Origin of the sequence: Goodfellowiella coeruleoviolacea (assembly GCF_024171785.1) — a bacterium.
Lineage (GTDB): Bacteria > Actinomycetota > Actinomycetes > Mycobacteriales > Pseudonocardiaceae > Goodfellowiella > Goodfellowiella coeruleoviolacea.
In genome coordinates this window covers 57,806-78,009 of record NZ_JAMTCK010000022.1, presented here as the reverse complement: position 1 = coordinate 78,009, position 20,204 = coordinate 57,806, and the positions used below count along the sequence as shown (strand labels likewise).

General features: G+C 71.6%; 17 protein-coding genes. 12 read left to right on the top strand and 5 right to left on the bottom strand.

Translation table 11 applies throughout. The features are described 5' to 3' along the window. Positions 1-20: 20 nt before the first annotated feature. Positions 21-761 (top strand): 3-keto-5-aminohexanoate cleavage protein, encoded by a 741-nt coding sequence (locus tag LX83_RS34770; RefSeq protein ID WP_253779587.1) that lies wholly within the window; start codon positions 21-23, stop codon positions 759-761. Positions 762-1,331: 570 nt separating this feature from the next. On the opposite strand, the gene LX83_RS34765 is transcribed toward LX83_RS34770, so the two are convergent. Beyond that, entirely contained in the window at positions 1,332-1,985 is a 654-nt protein-coding gene (locus LX83_RS34765) for an ACT domain-containing protein (RefSeq protein ID WP_253779610.1), read from the bottom strand. 396 nt (positions 1,986-2,381) lie between these two features. Here LX83_RS34765 and gatC point away from each other — a divergent pair, with 396 nt between their 5' ends. Genes gatC through gatB form a run of 4 tightly spaced genes read left to right on the top strand, consistent with a single transcriptional unit; the run spans position 2,382 to position 5,952 of the window. Continuing rightward, positions 2,382-2,681, top strand: a complete 300-nt coding sequence (gene gatC / locus LX83_RS34760) for an Asp-tRNA(Asn)/Glu-tRNA(Gln) amidotransferase subunit GatC (protein ID WP_253779585.1) — start codon at positions 2,382-2,384, stop codon at positions 2,679-2,681. Beyond that, the gene (gene gatA / locus LX83_RS34755; RefSeq protein ID WP_253779583.1) at positions 2,678-4,255 is read left to right on the top strand and encodes an Asp-tRNA(Asn)/Glu-tRNA(Gln) amidotransferase subunit GatA; all 1,578 of its coding nucleotides are present in this window, start codon (positions 2,678-2,680) and stop codon (positions 4,253-4,255) included. Before gatC ends, gatA begins: the two co-directional genes overlap by 4 nt. Further along, the gene (locus LX83_RS34750; RefSeq protein WP_253779581.1) at positions 4,256-4,441 is read left to right on the top strand and encodes a hypothetical protein; all 186 of its coding nucleotides are present in this window, start codon (positions 4,256-4,258) and stop codon (positions 4,439-4,441) included. Between the two features lie 26 nt (positions 4,442-4,467). After that, complete coding sequence (gatB, locus tag LX83_RS34745) at positions 4,468-5,952, top strand: Asp-tRNA(Asn)/Glu-tRNA(Gln) amidotransferase subunit GatB (protein WP_253779608.1); 1,485 nt, start codon at positions 4,468-4,470, stop codon at positions 5,950-5,952. A 439-nt stretch (positions 5,953-6,391) separates the two neighbouring features. On the opposite strand, the gene LX83_RS34740 is transcribed toward gatB, so the two are convergent. Then, positions 6,392-7,606: a PQQ-dependent sugar dehydrogenase gene (locus LX83_RS34740; protein WP_301329426.1), complete on the bottom strand. Its 1,215-nt coding sequence runs from the start codon at positions 7,604-7,606 to the stop codon at positions 6,392-6,394. 325 nt (positions 7,607-7,931) lie between these two features. Between LX83_RS34740 and LX83_RS34735 the strand changes: the two genes are divergently transcribed. Beyond that, complete coding sequence (locus tag LX83_RS34735; RefSeq protein ID WP_253779577.1) at positions 7,932-8,846, top strand: 2-hydroxyacid dehydrogenase; 915 nt, start codon at positions 7,932-7,934, stop codon at positions 8,844-8,846. Between the two features lie 112 nt (positions 8,847-8,958). Continuing rightward, positions 8,959-10,062 (top strand): DoxX family protein, encoded by a 1,104-nt coding sequence (locus tag LX83_RS34730; protein ID WP_253779575.1) that lies wholly within the window; start codon positions 8,959-8,961, stop codon positions 10,060-10,062. A 110-nt stretch (positions 10,063-10,172) separates the two neighbouring features. On the opposite strand, the gene ilvD is transcribed toward LX83_RS34730, so the two are convergent. The 3 genes from ilvD to LX83_RS34715 all read right to left on the bottom strand — a co-directional run bounded on the left by ilvD (position 10,173) and on the right by LX83_RS34715 (position 13,359). Continuing rightward, a complete protein-coding gene (gene ilvD / locus LX83_RS34725) occupies positions 10,173-12,017 on the bottom strand; it encodes a dihydroxy-acid dehydratase (protein ID WP_253779572.1) in 1,845 nt (614 codons plus the stop codon). A gap of 156 nt (positions 12,018-12,173) precedes the next feature. Next, the gene (locus LX83_RS34720; RefSeq protein WP_253779570.1) at positions 12,174-12,659 is read right to left on the bottom strand and encodes a vitamin K epoxide reductase family protein; all 486 of its coding nucleotides are present in this window, start codon (positions 12,657-12,659) and stop codon (positions 12,174-12,176) included. Positions 12,660-12,756: 97 nt separating this feature from the next. After that, complete coding sequence (locus LX83_RS34715; protein ID WP_253779568.1) at positions 12,757-13,359, bottom strand: PH domain-containing protein; 603 nt, start codon at positions 13,357-13,359, stop codon at positions 12,757-12,759. Positions 13,360-13,707: 348 nt separating this feature from the next. On the opposite strand from LX83_RS34715, the gene LX83_RS34710 reads away from it, so the two are divergent. From LX83_RS34710 to serA, 5 genes are all read left to right on the top strand, one after another. Beyond that, entirely contained in the window at positions 13,708-15,558 is a 1,851-nt protein-coding gene (locus LX83_RS34710; RefSeq protein WP_301329406.1) for an acetolactate synthase large subunit, read from the top strand. Positions 15,559-15,623: 65 nt separating this feature from the next. Continuing rightward, positions 15,624-16,130: an acetolactate synthase small subunit gene (gene ilvN / locus LX83_RS34705; RefSeq protein WP_253779563.1), complete on the top strand. Its 507-nt coding sequence runs from the start codon at positions 15,624-15,626 to the stop codon at positions 16,128-16,130. A 65-nt stretch (positions 16,131-16,195) separates the two neighbouring features. Beyond that, positions 16,196-17,236: a ketol-acid reductoisomerase gene (ilvC, locus tag LX83_RS34700; RefSeq protein WP_253779553.1), complete on the top strand. Its 1,041-nt coding sequence runs from the start codon at positions 16,196-16,198 to the stop codon at positions 17,234-17,236. Positions 17,237-17,644: 408 nt separating this feature from the next. Continuing rightward, positions 17,645-17,914, top strand: a complete 270-nt coding sequence (locus tag LX83_RS34695) for a DUF397 domain-containing protein (RefSeq protein WP_253779551.1) — start codon at positions 17,645-17,647, stop codon at positions 17,912-17,914. 570 nt (positions 17,915-18,484) lie between these two features. Continuing rightward, entirely contained in the window at positions 18,485-20,083 is a 1,599-nt protein-coding gene (gene serA, locus LX83_RS34690) for a phosphoglycerate dehydrogenase (RefSeq protein WP_253779549.1), read from the top strand. Positions 20,084-20,204 lie beyond the last annotated feature (121 nt).

Below are 20,204 nucleotides of genomic sequence, written 5' to 3'. Positions count from 1 at the left end.
GTGCTGTGTCGGAGGCGGCGGTGAGCACGCTGCAGGCGTGCCTGAACGGAGACCGGCCGGTCGGCGCCCACCCGGCCCTGCCGGTGACCACGCAGCAGCTCGTGAACGACACCGTGGCCGTGGTCGAACTCGGGGTCACCGCGGTGCACCTGCACCCCAGGAACGCGGCCGGCGCGGAAACCCTGGCCGCCGCCGAGGTGGCCACCACCGTGGCGGCGGTCCGGTCGGTGGCGCGCGGCGTGGAGATCGGAGTGACCACGGGCGCGTGGATCGAACCCGACCCGGCCCGGCGCGCCGAGTTCGTGGCCGGGTGGGCCGGCGCCGCCGCGGGCCACCCCGATGTCGCCTCGGTGAACGTGCACGAGCCGGGCTGGCGCGCAGTGTGCGCGGCCCTGGCCGACGCGGGGGTGGGCATCGAGTTGGGCGTGTCCGACCTGGCCGCGGCCAGCCAGCTGCGGGCCGCCGGCCTGCCGGCGGGGACGGTGCGGGTGCTCGCCGAAGTGCGGCCCGCCGAGCCGGAACCGGCGCTGGCCGAGGCCGACCGGCTGGTCGACGCGCTGTCGTGGGTGGACGCGGTGCCGGTGCTGCTGCACGGGCAGGACGGTGGCGCGTGGCCGGTGCTGGCGATGGCGGTCGAGCGCGGCCTGCCCACGCGCATCGGCCTGGAAGACGTGCTGCACACCCCGGACGGCAACCCGGCCGCGGACAACCCCGCCCTGGTCAGGGCCGCGATCACCCTCGCCAGTCGGACGACCCGCTGACCGGCTGTTGCCTGAGCACCGACCGACCACAGCTGCCTGACGGCCGACTGGCTGATCACCGGCCCGAATCGCCGGCCAGCCTGACCGCCGGCTGGTTGCCGGCTGGTTGACTGATCACTGGCCCATCGCTGGCCGGCCGGTTGACCACGCGCCGGCCGGCCAGGCGGGCAGGAACTGCCCCAGAGCTGGAGTTCAGCGGAGGACAGGGGCCCCGACCGGCGCGTGCCCCGGAACCACGGAGCCCGTACCACGCTGTGGCGCTGAGCCGCCCGAAATCACCCGATCGATGAGGTAGTTGTCCACAGGGCAGGTAGTTGTCCACAGGCCAGCGCCACAGCGTTGTTCCTGGCGCGTTGCTCGGTAGGCTGGACCTGGGGTCGCCCCCCTGGGAAGGGTGGGGGAGGGCCCGGGGGTGGAATCGACGCCACAGCGCACCCGGCACCGCCGGGATGGCTGGCGCGCCGCTCCGGCACGGTGAGCCGGCCCGCGACCGGCCGGGAATCGCGGACCGGGGGCAACGGACCTGGGGCGACGGACCGGGGAACGAGCGGGTGCCGGGCGGGTGCGGGCTCAGTCGGGCAGCACCACCGAGACGATGCCGGCCAGGTGCGCCAGCCTGGCCACCTCCGCGGCCCGGAACATCGGGCCACCGGGCCGCCCCACCAGCAGGACCCGGTTGGGCTTGCCCAGTGGCGTCGCCGCGAGTTCGGTGCCCAGCTCCTGCCAGGTCCTGGGCACCCAGCTCTCCTCGCCGTCCAGGATGGTGGCCCGCTCCAGGGGCAGCCACGGCAGGTCGCTCATCCTGGTCTCCGGCGCGGCCGTGCTCGCGGCCAGCCGGGCAGCCCCGTGGTCGCCGTGCCGCAACACCACCGCCCAGCCGGCCCGGATGATCCTGGGCACCCCCTCGGCGAGCAGTTGCAGACCGTTCTTGGGGGTCTCGGCGATCGCCTCGATCAGTTCCAGCTCCCGGAACGTGTCCAGCACACCGGCGTACGGGCGGACCGCGTCCACCTCGACGCCCTCCACGGACTCGGCCGCGGTGATCAGCACGTCCGGCAGGCGACCAGAGGGAAGCTCGACAACGAGGTCGTCAACGGCAAGGCCCGGCGCCCGCTCGACCACGTCCACACTGAGAATGTCTGCCCCGACCTCGCCCAGCGCGGTGGCCACCGCACCCAACGTGCCCGGGCGGTCCGGGAGCTGGACCCGGATCAGGAAGGACAAGGCGAACGCCTCCTGCATCGCACGCGGGACCTTGCCGCCCGCGTCTGGTGACCTGAGCACGCGAGGCGCCAGCCTCTCGCGCCATTGCCGGCCGATGATTGTTGCAGATGTAGATTTTCCGGTGGATCCTCCGCCCGCGTTGCGGAAGGGTAAAATCCCGCCCCCTCCATCCTGCCTCGTGTCGCCGGCTGGCGGGGCGTGTCCCACCTCCGTGTCTCACTATGTGTCCCACCTGGTGCCGCTGCGCCGGCCGACGCCGCTCCCACCGGCTCGGCTGTCCGGCCGGCCCGGAAGCCGCGGCCGGCCAGAACCCGCGACCAACCGGTTCGGAACCAACCAGGCCACGGCCATAGACTCGGCGGGTCCGAAGAGAGAAGTACCACCCCGGGGGTTGGAGTGCCCAACATCTCCCGCGACGAGGTCGCACACCTGGCCAGGCTGGCCAGGCTGGCCGTCACCGACGAGGAGTTGGACCTGTTCGCCGGCCAGCTCGACGCCATTCTGGAGGCCGTCGCGGCGGTTGGTGACGTCGCCACTGACGACATTCCACCGACCTCGCACGCCGTGCCGCTGACCAACGTGTTCCGCGCGGACGAGGTCCGTCCCGGGCTTGGCCAGCAGCAGGCACTGGCGGGCGCGCCCTTCCCCGAAGAGGGCAGGTTCCGCGTCCCGCGCATCCTGGGGGAGGAAGCATGAGCCAGACCAGCTCACCCGAGCCGGCCAACACCGACCTGACCAGGCTGGCCGCCGCCGAACTGGCCGAACTGGTGCACAGCAGGCAGGTCAGCGCGGTCGAGGTGACCCAGGCGCACCTGGACCGGATCGCCGAGGTCGACCCGGCCGTGCACGCGTTCCTGCACACCGACGCGGAGAACGCGCTGGCCACGGCCCGCCAGGTGGACCAGGACCTGGCCGCCGGCCAGGCGCCCGCCTCGCCGCTGGCCGGTGTGCCGGTGGCGGTCAAGGACGTGCTGACCACCGAGGGCACGCCCACCACGTGCGGTTCCAGGATGCTCGAAGGCTGGCTGCCGCCCTACGACTCCACGGTCGTGCGGCGGCTGCGCGCGGCCGGACTGGTGATCCTGGGCAAGACCAACATGGACGAGTTCGCCATGGGCTCGTCCACCGAGAACTCCGCGTTCGGCCCCACCCGCAACCCGTGGGACCTCGACCGCATCCCCGGCGGCTCCGGCGGTGGCTCGTCCGCCGCGCTGGCCGCGTTCGAGGCGCCGCTGGCGATCGGCACCGACACCGGCGGGTCCATCCGCCAGCCCGGCGCGGTCACCGGCACGGTGGGGGTCAAGCCCACCTACGGTGGCGTGTCCCGGTACGGCCTGGTGGCGTTCTCGTCCTCACTGGACCAGGCCGGCCCGTGCGCGCGCACCGTGCTGGACGCCGCACTGCTGCACGAGGTGATCGGTGGGCACGACCCGCTCGACTCCACCTCCATCGACCAGCCGGTGCCGCCCGTGGTGGCCGCCGTCCGCGAGGGCGCCACCGGTGACCTGCGGGGCGTCCGGGTCGGCGTGGTGACCCAGCTCAGCGGCGAGGGCTACCAGCCAGGCGTGCTGCGGTCGTTCCACGCGGCCGTGGACACCCTGCGCGAACTGGGCGCGGAGGTCGTCGAGGTCTCCTGCCCGAGCTTCCAGTACGCGCTGTCCGCCTACTACCTGATCGCGCCCAGCGAGTGCTCGTCCAACCTGGCCCGCTTCGACGCCATGCGGTACGGGCTGCGGGTCGGCGACGACGGCAACCGCAGCGCCGAGGAGGTGATGTCGCTGACCAGGGAGGCCGGGTTCGGCCCCGAGGTGAAGCGGCGCATCATGCTCGGCACCTACGCGCTGTCCTCGGGCTACTACGACGCCTACTACGGGTCGGCGCAGAAGGTGCGCACGCTGATCAAGCGGGACTTCGACGCGGCGTTCGAGAACGTTGACGTGCTGGTCTCGCCGACCACGCCGACCACGGCGTTCCGCCTCGGCGAGCGGGTGAACGACCCGATGGCGATGTACCTGGCCGACCTGTGCACCATCCCGGCCAACCTGGCCGGAAACGCCGCCCTGAGCGTCCCGAGTGGACTGTCCGATGAGGATGGTCTGCCGGTCGGCCTGCAGGTGATGGCCCCGGTGATGCAGGACCACCGGATGTACCGGGTGGCCGCGGCCTACGAGGTCGCCCGCAACGCGGCCGAGGGTGGACCGCAGATCCAGCGGGTACCCCAGGCGGACTGGAGCGCGCACAACCGAGCACAGAGCGAGGTGGCAGTCTAGATGGTCAAGAAGCTTTTCTCCCTGGTCGGCGCGGCGGTCAGCGCGTTCAGCGCGGTGTCCGGGCTGAAGTCGGCCCGCCGGGACCAGGACAGGCTGGCCCTGCTCAACGCGATCTTCAGCATTGCCGTGGCAGCGACGGGCGCCGCGCTCGTGCTGCGCGACTGGCGGAAGGACGAGGACAGGTGAGTGCGTCAGTCGCGGTGACCGAGCTGATGGACTACGACGAGGTCGTGCAGCGCTTCGACCCGGTGCTCGGGTTGGAGGTGCACGTCGAGCTGTCCACGAACACCAAGATGTTCTGCGGCTGCGAGAACGCCTTCGGCGGGGAACCCAACACCAAGGTGTGCCCGGTGTGCCTCGGCCTGCCCGGCTCGCTGCCGGTGGTCAACGGCAAGGCCGTGGAGTCGGCCATCCGGATCGGCCTGGCGCTGAACTGCGACATCGCCGAGTGGTGCCGGTTCGCCCGGAAGAACTACTTCTACCCGGACATGCCGAAGAACTTCCAGACCTCGCAGTACGACGAGCCGATCGCGGTCAACGGTTGGCTGGACGTGGTGCTCGACGACGGCGAGGTCGTGCGCGTGGAGATCGAGCGCGCGCACATGGAGGAGGACACCGGCAAGTCCCTGCACGTGGGTGGCAGCACCGGCCGCATCCACGGTGCCGAGCACTCGCTGCTGGACTACAACCGGGCGGGCGTGCCGCTGATCGAGATCGTCACCAAGCCGATCGTGGGCACCGGTGCCAGGGCGCCGGAGGTGGCCAGGGCGTACGTGACCGCCCTGCGCGACCTGCTGCGCGCGCTGGGCGTGTCCGACGTGCGCATGGACCAGGGCTCGCTGCGCTGCGACGCCAACGTCTCGCTGATGGCCAAGGGCGCTGCCGAGTTCGGCACCCGCACCGAGACCAAGAACGTCAACTCGCTGCGCAGCGTGGAACGCGCGGTGCGCTACGAGATGACCAGGCAGGCCGCGGTGCTGGCCAACGGTGGCCGGGTTGTTCAGGAGACCAGGCACTTCGACGAGTCCACCGGCTCCACCTCGTCGGGCCGGACCAAGGAGACCGCCGAGGACTACCGCTACTTCCCCGAGCCAGACCTGGTGCCGGTCGCCCCGTCCCGGGAGTGGGTCGAGGAACTGCGCGCCACCCTGCCGGAGCTGCCGTGGGAGCGGCTCAAGCGGATCCAGACCGAGTGGCAGCTCACCGACCCGGAGCTGCGCGACCTGGTCAACGCGGGCGCGGTGGAGCTGGTCGCGGAGACCGTGGCCGCTGGTGCCGGCCCGGCCGAGGCCAGGTCCTGGTGGGTGTCCTACCTGACCCAGCAGGCCAACACGCGTGGCGTGGACCTCGCCGACCTGCCGATCACCCCGGTCCAACTGGCCAGGGTGATCGCCCTGGTCGCCGAGGGCAGCCTGACCAACAAGCTGGCCCGTGAGGTCGTGGACGGCGTGCTGGCCGGCGAAGGCGAGCCGGACCAGGTGGTCGAGGCCCGTGGCCTCAAGGTGGTCTCCGACGACTCGGCACTGCTGGCCGCCGTGGACGAGGCACTGGCCGCACAGCCGGACATCGCCGAGAAGATCCGCAGCGGCAAGGTGGCCGCGGCGGGCGCGATCGTGGGCGCGGTCATGAAGGCCACCAAGGGCCAGGCCGACGCCAAGCGCGTGCGTGAACTGGTGCTCAGCCGCTGCACCGGCTGACCCGCAGCGTCACCCCTGTTCGGTGCCCGGTGCGATCCCCGCACCGGGCACCGACCCTTTGCTCGCGCCGATCTCACCCAACCAGGTGACGCCGCACTACTCCATTCCCGCGAGTCGGGCGTTCGCGTAGCGCGTGTTGCACTTTCCAGCAGGCCCATGTGGGTGACATCACCCCCACACGACGGTCCCCCAATCGAGATACCGGGGAGGGGTGGCGGGTACGCAGTCACCGCCAGGGCCGGGGGCGCACCCAGTGGTCCGGATCGGGTTGTGGGCGGGGCGGGCCGGGGCGTCTGGTCACCCACTCGTGTGTCACCCAGGTGGCCCTGCGTGAAGTGTCAACTCGCGGGGTTTGCAAAGTCGACTCGCGGGGTGGGGGGACACGACTCGCGGGGGGAGCTGGGGGAATGGAGGTGGGTGGGGTGGTTGCGGTGGGTGATTAGTCGATGCCGGAGCCTGCGCTGTCCGGGCGGACGATCACGGCGACGCGGTCGTCGCTGGACACCGGCTGGCCGCCGTCCTTGTTCACCGTGCCGACCACGGCGGTGTTGTCGTCGATCAGGTCGAGGGGGCCGAGCCGGCCGAGGCCGTTCTCCTGGTCCTTGGCCTCGACGGGCTTGCCGTTGAACGTGCCGTCCGGGTTGAGCATCAGGATCTGGCTGCCGGGCTTGGTGCTGGTGGTGATCCACACCATGCTGGGCAGGGCCGCGCAGCCGCCCACCCCCGGCCGGTCCGGCCAGCTCCACGCCGGCTCGCCCAGCGGCTGGCCCACGGTCAGCCGGTACAGCAGGTCCCGGTCGGCGCCCCGGTCGGTCAGCCAGGCGTGGCCGCCGTCCGGGGAGACGCACAGGCCGGCGGGGGCGTGCACACCGCTGGCCACCACGGCCGAATCCGCGGTGGGGTTGCCCTTGGCCGGCTTTCCGCTGCCGTTGATCCGCAGCACCTTGCCGGCCAGCGAGGCCGGGTTGCTCGCGGCGGCCGGGTTGCCCGCGTCACCCGTGGCCACCAGCAGCGCTCCGTCCGCGCCACGGGCCAGCACACCCCGGTTGCCGCTGCTCCCCTTGGGGATGCCGGTCAGGATGGGCTTGGGCGTGTCGCCCGGCGCGATCCTGATCACCCGGTTGTCGGTGGCCGTGGTGACGTAGGCGTACACCAGCTGGTCCTCGGCATAGGTCGGGGACAGGACCAGGCCGGTGAGCCCGCCGTCGCCGGAGGCGTCCACCGCGAGGGTGGCGACCACCACCGGCTCGGTGTCCTTCTTCACCCGCAGGATCCGGCCGGTGGTGCGCTCGGCGGCCAGCGCGGTCACCGCGCCGATGCCGCCACCGGCACTGCCCGGCAGGGTGGCCACCGCCGACACCGACGCCAGGCAGGTGGCGATGACCGTGGGGTTGTAGTCGGTGCACCCGTTGGGCGGCGGCACCGACGACGACGGCGTGGTACCGGCACCGGCCGAGGGCTGCACGCGCCCGGCCTCCCCGGGCAGCCTGGGTTCTGGCGCGGTCTCCGGGGTCAGTTCGGGTTGGGACTGCCAGCTCTCCTGGGGCGCCGCCTCCGGGAAACTCGCGCAACCGGCGGCGAGCAGGCCGACCACGGCCGACCCGGCCAGCAGCGCGCGCAGCCCACCGGGCCGACGGGAGACGAGGCGTGGCAGTGACACGCCGTCCAGCCTAGGCAGAAACCCGTGAACCGGAAGTGAGCGGGCGGATCGGCTGGCGGAGCCAGCCGAGAGCCGGTAGTGATGCCGGTCGGCTGGCGGAGCCAGGCGAGAGCCGCTAGTGACGCTGGTCGGCTGGCGGAGCCAGCCGAGAGCCGGTAGGGACGCCGGTCGGCTGGCGGAGCCGGGCGAGAGCCGGTAGTGACGCACAGTCGGCGGGAGCTTGCTTCAGCGGCACCGATCGGCTGGCCCGCTGGGGTCGGATTCCTGTTACGACCAGGTGAGTTGTAGGGGCAAGTACCTCGTGGCTTACCGTGCACTCGTGACGCTCACCGTGCTCGTGCCCGACGAATTCGGCGTGGAAACCCTGTCCCAGGTGGACGGTGTTCGACCGGTGCTCTACCAGCCGGGGCAGCCGCTGCCGGCGGAGGCGGCCGACGCCGAGGTGCTGGTGCCCCGGTTCCTGGCCGGGACGACCTTCGCGGACCTGCTGGCGCAGCTGCCGAAACTGCGCCTGGTGCAGCTGCTCAGCGCGGGCGCGGAGAACTTCGTCGGCCAGCTCCCGGACGGGGTCCAGCTGGCCACCGCGCGGGGCGCGCACGGCGGCAGCACGGCCGAGTGGGTGCTGGCCGCGCTGCTGTCCATCTACCGGGAGTTCCCGGTGTTCGACCGGGCCAGGCAGGAGCACCGGTGGGACTACCACGCCACCGACACCCTCCAGGGCAAGCGGGTGCTCGTGGTCGGCGCCGGTGACCTCGGCGAGCAGGTGCGGCGTCGGCTCAGCGCGTTCGACGCGGAGTCCACGCTGGTCGGCCGCACGTCCCGGCCGGGCGTGTACGGCGTGGCCGACCTGCCCGAGCTGTTGGGCGACCACGACGCCGTGGTGCTGGTCGTGCCGCTCACCAGCGAGACCAGGGGCATGGTCGACGCCGGGTTCCTGGCCCGGATGCCGGACAACGCCGTGCTGGTGAACGCCGCGCGCGGGGCCGTGGTGGACACCGACGCGCTGATCGCCGAGCTGACCGCCGGCCGGCTGCGCGCGGCGCTGGACGTGACCGACCCCGAGCCGCTGCCGGCCGAGCACCCGTTGTGGCGGGCGCCCGGGCTGCTGCTCACCCCGCACGTGGCGGGCAGTTGCCGGGGCCAGCAGGAGCGCTCCTACCGGGTGGCGGCCGAGCAGGTCGCGCAGTTCGCCGCCGGCCGGGAACCGAGCAACCTGGTGCGTGGCGAGTACTGACGCAATCCGCTTGTCGGGTGAACCCGTCTCGGTGAGACGTACCGCTGGGAGTAGCTGAAACCGCCGGGTGGTGGCTCGCGCTGTTCACCCGATGCGCCTAGCGTGCCGGGGCGTGGCTACTCACGACGACCGTCCCAGGCGTTCGGGCGGCTATCGCGCTGACGGCGGCCATCCGGGCGGGGCGGGGGCCGGCGGACGCGACGGCGGAGCCCACCACCTGGACGAGGACCGGCGGTACGGAACCCACGACGAGGCCCGGTACGACCAGCCCGGCTATGACCAGCCCGGCTATGACCAGGCACCCCACCAGCGGGGCCGGTACGAACCACCCGGCCACCGGGGCGCCCGGTACGACGACCCGCGCTACGAGGACCCCCGCTACGACGACCCGCGTTACGACGACGTCGGCTACGGCGAGGACATCCGGGAGACCGCCCGGTTCGGCGACCCCCACGGGGACGACCCCCGCGCGGGGGAGGGGCGGCGCGGCGCGGACGACGAGGACTTCTTCACCCACGCGGGATTCTCGTCGTCCGGCCCGGCCGACGAGGACCGTGCGGACAGTCGCCAGTCCACTGTGGACCGTGAAGGTCACCGCTACCACGGTGACGCGGGCGACCGGGACGACGACCGTCGGGACTACGACGACCCGGGTGACCACCGGGGCTACGGCGACGGCTACGACGGCTACTACGACGACGAGCCGCGGCCCCAGCGCTGGCACGGTGGCGCGGACCTGGGGCTGTTGGTGCTGCGGCTGGTGCTGGGCGGCACCTTCGTCGCGCACGGAGCCCAGAAGCTGTTCGGGCTGTTCAACGGGCCCGGCATCGACGGCTTCAGCGCGTACCTGGCCGGCATCGGGTTCCAGCGGTCCACCGAGCTGGCCTGGGTCACCGGCGGCACCGAGTTCGGCGCCGGCATCCTGCTGGTGTTCGGGCTGTTCACCCCACTGGCCGCGGCTGGCGTGCTCGGCGTGATGGCCAGCGCGGTCGTGTACAAGTGGGGCAACGGCTTCTTCGTGTCGTCGATGGGCTTCGAGTACGAACTCGCGCTCGCCACGATGGCGTTCACCCTGCTGTTCGCCGGCCCCGGTCGGGTCTCGCTGGACAATGGCCGGCCCTGGTACCGGCGACCGCTGATCAGCGGCACGGTCTTCCTGGTCATCGCGGCGGCGGCCACCGTGGCCACCCTGCTGGTGCTGCGCAGGACACCGTGAAAGACCGGTGCGCCAACCCCGGATACCAGGAACCGGGGTTGGCGCACCAGTGGTCGCGCTGCTCAGCGGTGCAGTCGTGCTGCGGGCAAGTCGCGCTGCGGGCCAGTCGCTCAGCGGGACGGGTCGCGCACCGCGCCGGTGGAGGCCGAGGTGGCCATCCGCGCGTACGCGCGCAGCGCGCCGGTCACCGTGCGGTTGCGGTCCACCGGCTGCCACGGCCGTTCGCTGGCCTCCATCTTGGCCCGCCGCTCGGCCAGCACCTGTTCGTCGACGAGCAGTTCGAGCCTGCGCTCGTGCACGTCGATCAGGATCTGGTCGCCGTTCTCCACCAGGCCGATGGTGCCGCCGCCGGCCGCCTCCGGAGAGATGTGGCCGACCGACAGGCCGGAGGAACCGCCGGAGAACCGGCCGTCGGTGATCAGCGCGCACTTCTTGCCGAGGCCGGCGCCCTTGAGGAACGCGGTGGGGTGCAGCATCTCCTGCATGCCGGGGCCGCCAGCCGGGCCCTCGTAGCGGACCACCAGCACCTCACCGGGCTGGATCTCCCGGTTGAGGATCACCGACACCGCCTGTTCCTGGCTCTCCACCACCCGGGCCGGCCCCTGGAAGTGCCACAGCTCCTCCTCGACGCCGGCGGCCTTGATGATCGCGCCGTCCTCGGCGAGGTTGCCGCGCAGCACGGCCAGGCCGCCGTCAGCGGTGTAGGCGTGCGCCACGTCCCGGATGCACCCGTTCTCGGCGTCGGTGTCCAGGCTGGACCAGCGGTTGCTGGTGGAGAACGCCTGGGTGGTGCGCACGCCGCCGGGTGCGGCGTGGAACAGCTCGACGGCCTCCTCGGACGGCGACCCGCCGCGGATGTCCCAGGTGGACAGCCACTCGTCCAGGGTGGCGGTGTGCACCGAGGTCACGTCGCGGTGCAGCAGGCCGGCCCGGTCCAGCTCACCGAGGATGGCCGGGATGCCGCCGGCCCGGTGCACGTCCTCCATGTGGTAGTTGGAGTTCGGCGACACCTTGGACAGGCAGGGCACCCGCCGGCTGAGCGCGTCGATGTCGTCCAGGGTGAACGGGATCTCGCCCTCCTGGGCGGCGGCCAGGATGTGCAGCACGGTGTTGGTCGAGCCGCCCATGGCCATGTCCAGCGCCATGGCGTTGTCGAACGCCTTGCGGTTGGCGATCGAGCGGGGCAGTGCGGACTCGTCGTCCTGCTCGTACCAGCGCCGGGCCAGCTCCACCACGGTCCGGCCGGCCCGCAGGAACAGGTCGCGGCGGGCGGAGTGGGTGGCCAGCGTGGAGCCGTTGCCAGGCAGGGCCAGGCCCAGCGCCTCGGTCAGGCAGTTCATCGAGTTCGCGGTGAACATGCCCGAGCACGAGCCGCAGGTCGGGCAGGCGGACTGCTCCACCAGGCTCAGCCCGGCCTCGTCGACCTGGCTGTTGGCCGAGGCGGAGATCGCGGTGATCAGGTCGCTGGAGGGGTGGGCGACGCCGTTGACCACCACGGCCTTGCCGGCCTCCATCGGCCCACCGGAGACGAACACCGTGGGGATGTTCAGCCGCATGGCCGCGTTGAGCATGCCCGGGGTGATCTTGTCGCAGTTGGAGATGCAGACCAGGGCGTCGGCCTGGTGCGCGTTCACCATGTACTCGACCGAGTCGGCGATGATCTCCCGGGAGGGCAGGGAGTACAGCATGCCGCTGTGTCCCATGGCGATCCCGTCGTCCACCGCGATGGTGTGGAACTCCCGGGGCACGCCGCCGGCTTCGCGCACCGCCCCCGCCACGAGTTCGCCCAGGTCACGAAGGTGGACGTGGCCGGGGACGAACTGGGTGTAGGAGTTGGCGATCGCCACGATCGGCTTGCCGAAGTCGTTGTCGGTCATCCCGGTAGCCCGCCACAAGGCACGCGCGCCGGCCGCGTTGCGGCCGTGGGTGGTGGTGCGGGAGCGGAGCTGAGGCACTGCTCCTCCAGATCAGCAGGTGTGGTGGCCGGCGACAGGCCGGCTCGGGTACATCAGGAGACGCCGGTGGGCGCCCGGTGACAGCGGCGGTGCCCCCGAGGCTACTCCGCAGCGGTGTGTTTCCCGCCCGTTACCAGCAGTGGTCACGTCCCGGGGTCAGTCCTGGGCGTCGAGTTGGTCGCGCTGCTGGCCGCCGGTGGCGGCGAGGGCCCCGGCCAGGATCAGCCCGGCCAGCGCGAGGGTGACCACGTGCACGACCGTGCACCACAGGCAGATCTTGCCGATCAGGACCAGTTCCGCGGCGACGAGGTAGACCACGAACAGCACACCGACGGCCGCGCCGCCCAGCCGCAGCCAGCCGAGCACCGGGTTGGTCGACCGCCAGGCCGCCGGGACGTCGACGGCGGCCATGAACACGAAGTAGAGCACGCCGAGGACGGCCACGGGGATGCCGAAGAACTCGGACTCGGGGCTGGTGGTCACCGAATGGCAGTCGACAACGCCGCCCTCGGCGCAGATCAGGAACTCGGGGCTGCTGAAGTGCGCGATGGTCAGGTAGGCGGACACCACCAGCCCGGCCACGGCCAGCAGCAGGGCGCTGACCGGCAGCCACGGCCGCACCGACCGTCCGGCGGGGGTCACCGGCTGTTCCGGCTTCGCTCCCGACTTCGATCTCGACCCCGACCCCGACCCCGACCCCGACCCCGATCCCGACGAGCGCGATGTCACATCCGCAACCTTACGAGTCAGCGGAGGTGTCGGCGTCGGCTTCGTCCGTCCGGGTGGTCGCCTCCGGCGCGTCGGACGCGGCCGGTGCGCCGGCGGCCGAGGGCGCACTGGGGTTGGGTGCAGTGGAGTTGGGTGCAGTGGGGTCGGCGATGCGGCCGGCGGTGATCGCCGAGAGCAGGAACAGGTGGCGTGGCCGGACGCCGTGCAGGGTCAGCTCGGTGTCGTCGCCCAGCACCGCGCGCACCCAGGTGCGCTCGGCCAGGCGCAGCGACCGCACGTCGGACCAGGCCAGTTCGCGCCGGCCGAACAGCGTCCTGATCACCAGCCGGTCGGCGGTCACCACCGTCCTGGTCCGCACCACCCACACCACCAGGGCGAGCGGGACCAGGTAGATCAGCCACAGCCAGGGCGCGCCCAGCGCCACCGGCGAGGCGCAGAACGCCAGGAAGGCGATGGCTAGCAGGGCGGTGCGGGGGATCTGGAAGACCATGCGCGAGGGCACGGCCGGCGCGGTCGGCTCGGCGTGGTCAGCCTCAGCCCCGTCGACCTGGCCGACCGGCCGGGTGGTGGGGTCCTTCTCGTCGGCGTTGGGCCGGGTGCTCGACGTGCTCACCTGGCCATGGTCGCACCAGACGGGGCCAGGGTCGATGCCGGCCCACCGCCGGCCAACACAGCGTGGCCGACCGCCACCGAGGCCGGCGCGGCACTGCCCGGTCGGGCCCCTCGTGTCACCCGGTCGTGTCCAGTATGCGGAATCACTGTCCCGCAGAGTTGACCCGCGATCCAGCCAACCGCTACCGTCCGTGGCATGCAGCGTTCTCTCGTACTCGTACTTCCCAGGCGCGTCGACGCCTAGGCAGTACCGCTGCGTCGACGCGCGACCCTCGTGCGACCAGTAGTCCTGGTCGGCGAGGGTTTTTTCATGCCCGTCCACCGCCAACCGACCCACGAGGCAGACCCGATGACCAGCGCGACCCCGCGACAGCAAGCCCCGGTGCCTGGCAAACCGCAGCCTCCACCGCAGGGTGTTCGACCCAAGCCCGCCCCACCCGGCGGGGCTCCGGTGCGCGTCACCGGCGCCCAGTCGCTCGTCCGCTCGCTCGAAGCGGTCGGCTGCGAGGTGGTCTTCGGCATTCCCGGCGGCACCATCCTGCCCGCCTACGACCCGCTGCTGGACTCGACCAAGGTTCGTCACGTACTGGTCAGGCACGAGCAGGGCGCCGGTCACGCGGCCACCGGCTACGCCCAGGCCACCGGCAAGGTCGGGGTGTGCATGGCCACCTCGGGTCCGGGCGCGACCAACCTGGTGACCCCGCTGGCCGACGCCAACATGGACTCGGTGCCCGTGGTGGCCATCACCGGCCAGCAGAGCCGGTCGCTGATCGGCACGGACGCGTTCCAGGAAGCCGACATCTGCGGCATCACCATGCCGGTCACCAAGCACAACGTCCTGGTCACCGACCCGGCCGAGATCCCGAGGGCGATCGCCGAGGCGTTCCACCTGGCCTCGACCGGCCGTCCCGGCCCGGTGCTGGTGGACATCCCCAAGGACGTGCTCCAGGAGATGACCACCTTCTCCTGGCCGCCGGAGCTGCGGCTGCCCGGCTACCGGCCGACCACCAGGCCGCACGGCAAGCAGGTCAGGGAGGCGGCCAAGCTCATCGCCAGGGCGCGTCGACCGGTCCTCTACGTCGGCGGTGGCGTGATCAAGGCCGGCGCCTCGGCCGAACTGCTGGAACTGGCCGAGCTGACCAACATCCCGGTGGTGACCACGCTGATGGCGCGCGGGGCCTTCCCCGACTCGCACCGCCAGCACCTGGGCATGCCCGGCATGCACGGTTCGGTCGCGGCCGTGGCCGCCATGCAACGGGCCGACCTGCTGGTCGCGCTGGGCGCGCGCTTCGACGACCGGGTGACCGGCCAGCTGTCCTCGTTCGCGCCGGACGCCGCCGTGGTGCACGCCGACATCGACCCGGCGGAGATCTCCAAGAACCGGCGCGCGGACGTGCCGATCGTGGGCGACTGCAAGGAGATCATCGGCGAGCTGATCGACGCGGTCCGGGCCGAGCGCCAGGCCGAGGCGGACCAGCCCGATCTGGGGCCCTGGTGGCAGCAGGTCGACCAGTGGCGGCAGACCTTCCCGCTGGGCTACGACTGGCCGGCCGACGGCACGCTGTCCCCGCAGTACGTGATCGAGCGGATCGGCAAGCTGGTCGGGCCCGAGGCGATCTACACGGCGGGCGTCGGCCAGCACCAGATGTGGGCCGCGCAGTTCATCTCCTACGAGCACCCGGGGACCTGGATCAACTCCGGTGGCCTCGGCACCATGGGCTTCGCCGTGCCCGCGGCCATGGGCGCCAAGGCCGGTCGGCCGGACCGGCAGGTCTGGGCCATCGACGGCGACGGCTGCTTCCAGATGACCAACCAGGAACTGGCCACCTGCGCCATCGAGGGGTTGCCGATCAAGGTCGCCGTGATCAACAACGGCAACCTGGGCATGGTCCGCCAGTGGCAGACCCTGTTCTACGAGGAGCGCTACTCCAACACCGACCTGGGCACGCACAAGCACCGCATCCCCGACTTCAAGCTGCTCGCCGAGGCGCTGGGCTGCGCCGGGCTGCGCTGCGAGTCACGGGAGAGCGTGGACGAGACCATCCGCGCCGCGATGGAGATCAACGACCGCCCGGTGGTGATCGACTTCGTGGTCGGCAAGGACGCGCAGGTCTGGCCGATGGTCGCGGCCGGCGCCGGCAACGACCAGATCATGGCCGCCAGGGGCATTCGCCCGCTGTTCGAGGAAGACGATGTGTGAGTCCGCGGCGGCCGGGCGCACTCGGCCGGGTGCACGAGGATCGCGACGGTGAGGAACGACACGACATGAGTAGGCACACCCTGAGCGTGCTGGTGGAGGACAAGCCCGGTGTGCTCGCCCGGGTCGCCGGCCTGTTCTCCCGGCGCGGCTTCAACATCGAGTCGCTCGCGGTCGGGCGGACCGAGCACCCGGACATCTCCCGGATGACCATCGTGGTCTCGGTCGAGGAACTGCCCCTGGAGCAGGTGACCAAGCAGCTGAACAAGCTGGTCAACATCATCAAGATCGTCGAGCTGGAACCGGCCGCGGCGGTGCAGCGCCAGCTGCTGCTGGTTAAGGTTCGGGCCGACGCGACCGTGCGCAGCCAGGTGCTGGAAACCGTGCAGCTGTTCCGCGCCAAGGTGGTGGACGTCTCACCCGAGGCGGTCACCATTGAGGCGACGGGCACATCCGACAAGCTCGATGCGCTGTTGCGGATGCTGGAGCCGTACGGTCTGCGGGAGATCGTCCAATCCGGAATGGTCGCCATCGGCCGGGGAGCGCGCTCGATCACCGCCACCGCGGTGCGTTGAGCGGCCGGCACGCGCTGAACCCCTGCGCTTGAACCCATTTGGTGAGGAAGGAAAACCAGAACATCATGAGCACTGCTGCCAGCCCGTCGGCCCAGCCGGCGACCATCTACTACGACGAGGATGCCGACCTGGGCATCATCCAGGGCCGCAAGGTCGCCGTCATCGGCTACGGCAGCCAGGGGCACGCGCACGCGCTCAGCCTCCGCGACTCCGGCGTGGACGTGCGCATCGGTCTGCCGGAGGGCTCGAAGTCCCGCGCCAAGGCCGAGGAGGAGGGCCTGCGGGTGCTCACCCCGGCGGAGGCCGCCGCCGAGGCCGACCTGATCTCCATCCAGGCGCCCGACACCGTGCAGCGCAAGGTGTACGCCGAGGAGATCGAGCCGAACCTGAAGCCGGGCGACGCGCTGTTCTTCAGCCACGGCTTCAACATCCGCTACGGCTACATCAAGGCGCCCGAGGGCGTTGACGTGGTGCTGGTCGCCCCCAAGGGACCGGGTCACCTGGTGCGCCGCCAGTTCGTGGACGGCAAGGGCGTGCCCGACCTGATCGCGGTCGAGCAGGACGCCACCGGCAACGCCCTGGCGCTGGGCCTGTCCTACGCCAAGGGCATCGGCGGCACCCGGGCCGGCGTCATCAAGACCACGTTCACCGAGGAGACCGAGACCGACCTGTTCGGTGAGCAGGCGGTGCTGTGCGGTGGCACCTCCGCGCTGATCCAGGCCGGGTTCGAGACCCTGGTCGAGGCCGGCTACCAGCCGGAGATCGCCTACTTCGAGGTGCTCCACGAGCTGAAGCTGATCGTGGACCTGATCTACGAGGGCGGCATCGCCCGGCAGCGCTACTCGTGCAGCGACACCGCCGAGTACGGCGACCTGACCCGCGGCCCGCGCGTGATCACGTCCGCGGTCAAGGGGGAGATGCGCAAGATCCTGGACGAGATCCAGGACGGCCGCTTCGCCCGCGAGTGGGTGGCCGAGGACGAGAACGGCCGGCCGAACTTCACCAAGCTGCGTGAGGAGGGCCAGCGCCACCAGATCGAGGAGGTCGGCAAGAAGCTGCGCGGCCTCATGTCCTGGGTGGACCGGCCGATCACCGAGACCGCCTGAGCACGATCCCAGCGCGGCCCGGGGCCGGGCCCGAGTCGGATTCCCACCGGAACCGGCCGGGCCCGGCCCCGGCTCGGTTCCGGGTGCTGTAGCACAGATTTGACTGATTCAGCCCAAGATCACCCGATCGTGGATGGAGTTGTCCACACCCGCTGTGGTTGTCCACCGGCTCCGCCGGCGGGGCGGTGTGGGCGGGGGTGGCGGAATAGGCTGGTCCAGGGGACGCCCCCCGGAGAGGGTGGGGGATGGGGTGCGGTCGGTGAACACCGTTCGCTCCCGCGCGCGCCGCGCCACGGCAGCGGTCGGTGTCGCCCCGCCGGGCGTTGGCGCCGGCCCGGCCGTATACCGTGCACGCGGCGGTGACCGGGTGGTCACCGGATGCGATCACGTCGGAACAAGGGGGTCAACATGACTGACAGCGCGCCCATCTACGACGACAAGGCAGAGGTTCGGGGCAAGCTCGACCTGACCAACGCCGAGTGGCAGCGCGGTGACGACAGCAGCGACCCCGATGGCGAGCACGTCGAGGTGGCCTTCGTGCCGCACACCGACGGCGTCACCTATGTGGCCATGCGCAACTCGGCCCACCCCGAGGGGCCGGTGCTGGTGTTCACGCCGGCCGAGTGGGACGCGTTCATCGCGGGCGCCAAGGACGGCGAGTTCGACGAACCCTGGTGATCCCACCAGTTCGAACGGCCGCTTTTCCCCGTGGTGCGGTCGGTGCCCCGGGTTGATTCCCGCCGCCGCAATGGCGATCGGCCAGAACCGCGCCCAACGGCGCGCAGAAGGCGAAGAACAGCACCGAACGCCACGAACCGGACCGGCCCTGGTCGCACTGACGAGCGCGGCCGGGGCCGGGGCAGCACGCGGGTGTGGGCGACCGCGGCCCGGCCGCCCACTCGGCACTCAGGCGTTTCGCGCGAAGCTTTTCACTGGAAAGCGTGACAACGTCGAGTATTTCCGGTAGCGCTCGTCCTGAGTGGATCACCGCGTCGTTGTCCGCGACTCCGGTGCCGTTATCCGTACCACCCTTTTGAGAATGCGTTCACAAACCACGGCTACAATCCGCGTGGTCCGGGCACAGCGCCGTGACCGGCTGGCGCGGGTCCACGAACTAGGGCCACGGGTCCGGGTCCACGAGCCAACGGGACGGGAACGTTCGACGGCAGCCGGACACGATCTCCACCGAGGTTCCAGCCTCCTACCGGCCCGCGCTCGCCAGACGTCCACCGATTCTGGGAGCACCCTGTGACCAACCCCAGCCGACCCGTCGTTCTCATCGCTGAAAAGCTGGCCTCTTCCGTGCTGGACGTCCTTGGCGACGAGGTTGAGATCCGCCATGTCGACGGCACCGACCGGCCCGCGCTGCTGGCCGCCGTCGCCGAGGCCGACGCCCTGCTGGTGCGTTCCGCGACCAAAGTGGACGCCGAGGTCCTCAACGCCGGCAACCGGCTGAAGGTGGTGGCCCGCGCCGGGGTCGGTCTGGACAACGTCGAGGTGCCGGCCGCCACCCAGCGCGGCGTCATGGTGGTCAACGCCCCCACGTCCAACATCGTCTCGGCGGCGGAGCACGCCATCGCCCTGTTGCTGGCCGTGGCCAGGCGGGTGCCGGCGGCCGACGCCAGCCTGCGCGCCGGCGAGTGGAAGCGCAGCGCCTTCACCGGTGTGGAGATCAACGGCAAGACCGTGGGCGTGGTCGGCCTCGGCAAGATCGGCCAGCTGGTCGCCACCCGGTTGGCCGCGTTCGGCGCCAAGCTGATCGCCTACGACCCCTACGTGGCCCCGGCCCGCGCCGCCCAGTTGGGCATCGAGCTGGTCAGCCTGGACGAGCTGCTGGAGCGCGCCGACGCGATCTCCATCCACCTGCCCAAGACGCCGGAGACCAAGGGCCTGATCGGCGCCGAGCAGCTGGCCAAGGTCAAGCAGGGGGTGCTGATCGTCAACGCCGCGCGCGGTGGCCTGATCGACGAGAGCGCGCTGGCCGAGGCGGTGCGCGAGGGGCGGGTCGGCGGTGCCGGCGTGGACGTGTTCGAGGCCGAGCCCACCACCTCCAGCCCGCTGTTCGAGCTGCCCAACGTGGTGGTCACCCCGCACCTGGGCGCGTCAACGGCCGAGGCGCAGGACCGGGCCGGCACGGACGTGGCCGAGTCGGTGCTGCTCGCGCTGCGCGGCGACTTCGTGCCCGACGCGGTCAACGTGCAGAGCGGTGGCGTGGTCGGCGAGGAGGTGCGGCCCTACCTGCCGCTGGTGCAGAAGCTCGGCACGGTGCTGGCCGCGCTGACCAACAAGCTGCCCGCCTCGGTCACCGTCGAGGTCCGCGGCGAACTGTCCAATGAGGACGTGACCGTGCTGCCGCTGGCCGCGCTGCGCGGGGTGTTCTCCGGCATTGTCGAGGACCAGGTCACCTTCGTGAACGCGCCGCGGCTGGCCGAGGAGCGCGGGGTGGCCGTGAACCTGGTCAAGGAGTCGGAGAGCGCCAACCACCGCAGCCTGGTGACGGTGCGCGCGGTGCAGGCCGACGGCAGCGTGCAGCGCGTGTCCGGCACGCTCACCGGTCTGGACCAGGTGGAGAAGCTGGTCGAGATCAACGGCCGGCACTTCGACCTGCGCGCCGAGGGCAGCGTGCTGCTGCTGGAGTACCGGGACCGCCCCGGCGTGATGGGCACGGTCGGCACGCTGCTCGGCGAGGCGGGCGTGAACATCGAGGCCGCGCAGATCAGCCAGACCAAGGTCGGCTCGGACGCGGTCATGCTGCTGCGGGTGGACCGGCCGGTGGACGCCGCCGTGCTGGAGCCGATCGGCGCGTCGGTCGGCGCGCACACCGTGCGCACCATCCTGTTCGACTGAGCGCCTGCTCGACTGAGCGCCTGATCGACGGGGATCCCACCCCGGTCCCCGTGCCGCCGGCGCGCGGCCCGGCGGACAGACCACCCTGGCACCGGCTCCGGACGGCACCCCGTCCGGAGCC

What these genes read in the sequence shown, in the direction of transcription:
- gatA (WP_253779583.1), top strand. Translation starts at nt 2,678, where the DNA reads ATGAGCCAGACCAGCTCACCCGAGCCGGCCAACACCGACCTGACCAGG.
- LX83_RS34750 (WP_253779581.1), top strand. Translation starts at nt 4,256, where the DNA reads ATGGTCAAGAAGCTTTTCTCCCTGGTCGGCGCGGCGGTCAGCGCGTTC.
- gatB (WP_253779608.1), top strand. Translation starts at nt 4,468, where the DNA reads ATGGACTACGACGAGGTCGTGCAGCGCTTCGACCCGGTGCTCGGGTTG.
- LX83_RS34710 (WP_301329406.1), top strand. Translation starts at nt 13,708, where the DNA reads ATGACCAGCGCGACCCCGCGACAGCAAGCCCCGGTGCCTGGCAAACCG.
- ilvN (WP_253779563.1), top strand. Translation starts at nt 15,624, where the DNA reads ATGAGTAGGCACACCCTGAGCGTGCTGGTGGAGGACAAGCCCGGTGTG.
- ilvC (WP_253779553.1), top strand. Translation starts at nt 16,196, where the DNA reads ATGAGCACTGCTGCCAGCCCGTCGGCCCAGCCGGCGACCATCTACTAC.
- LX83_RS34695 (WP_253779551.1), top strand. Translation starts at nt 17,645, where the DNA reads ATGACTGACAGCGCGCCCATCTACGACGACAAGGCAGAGGTTCGGGGC.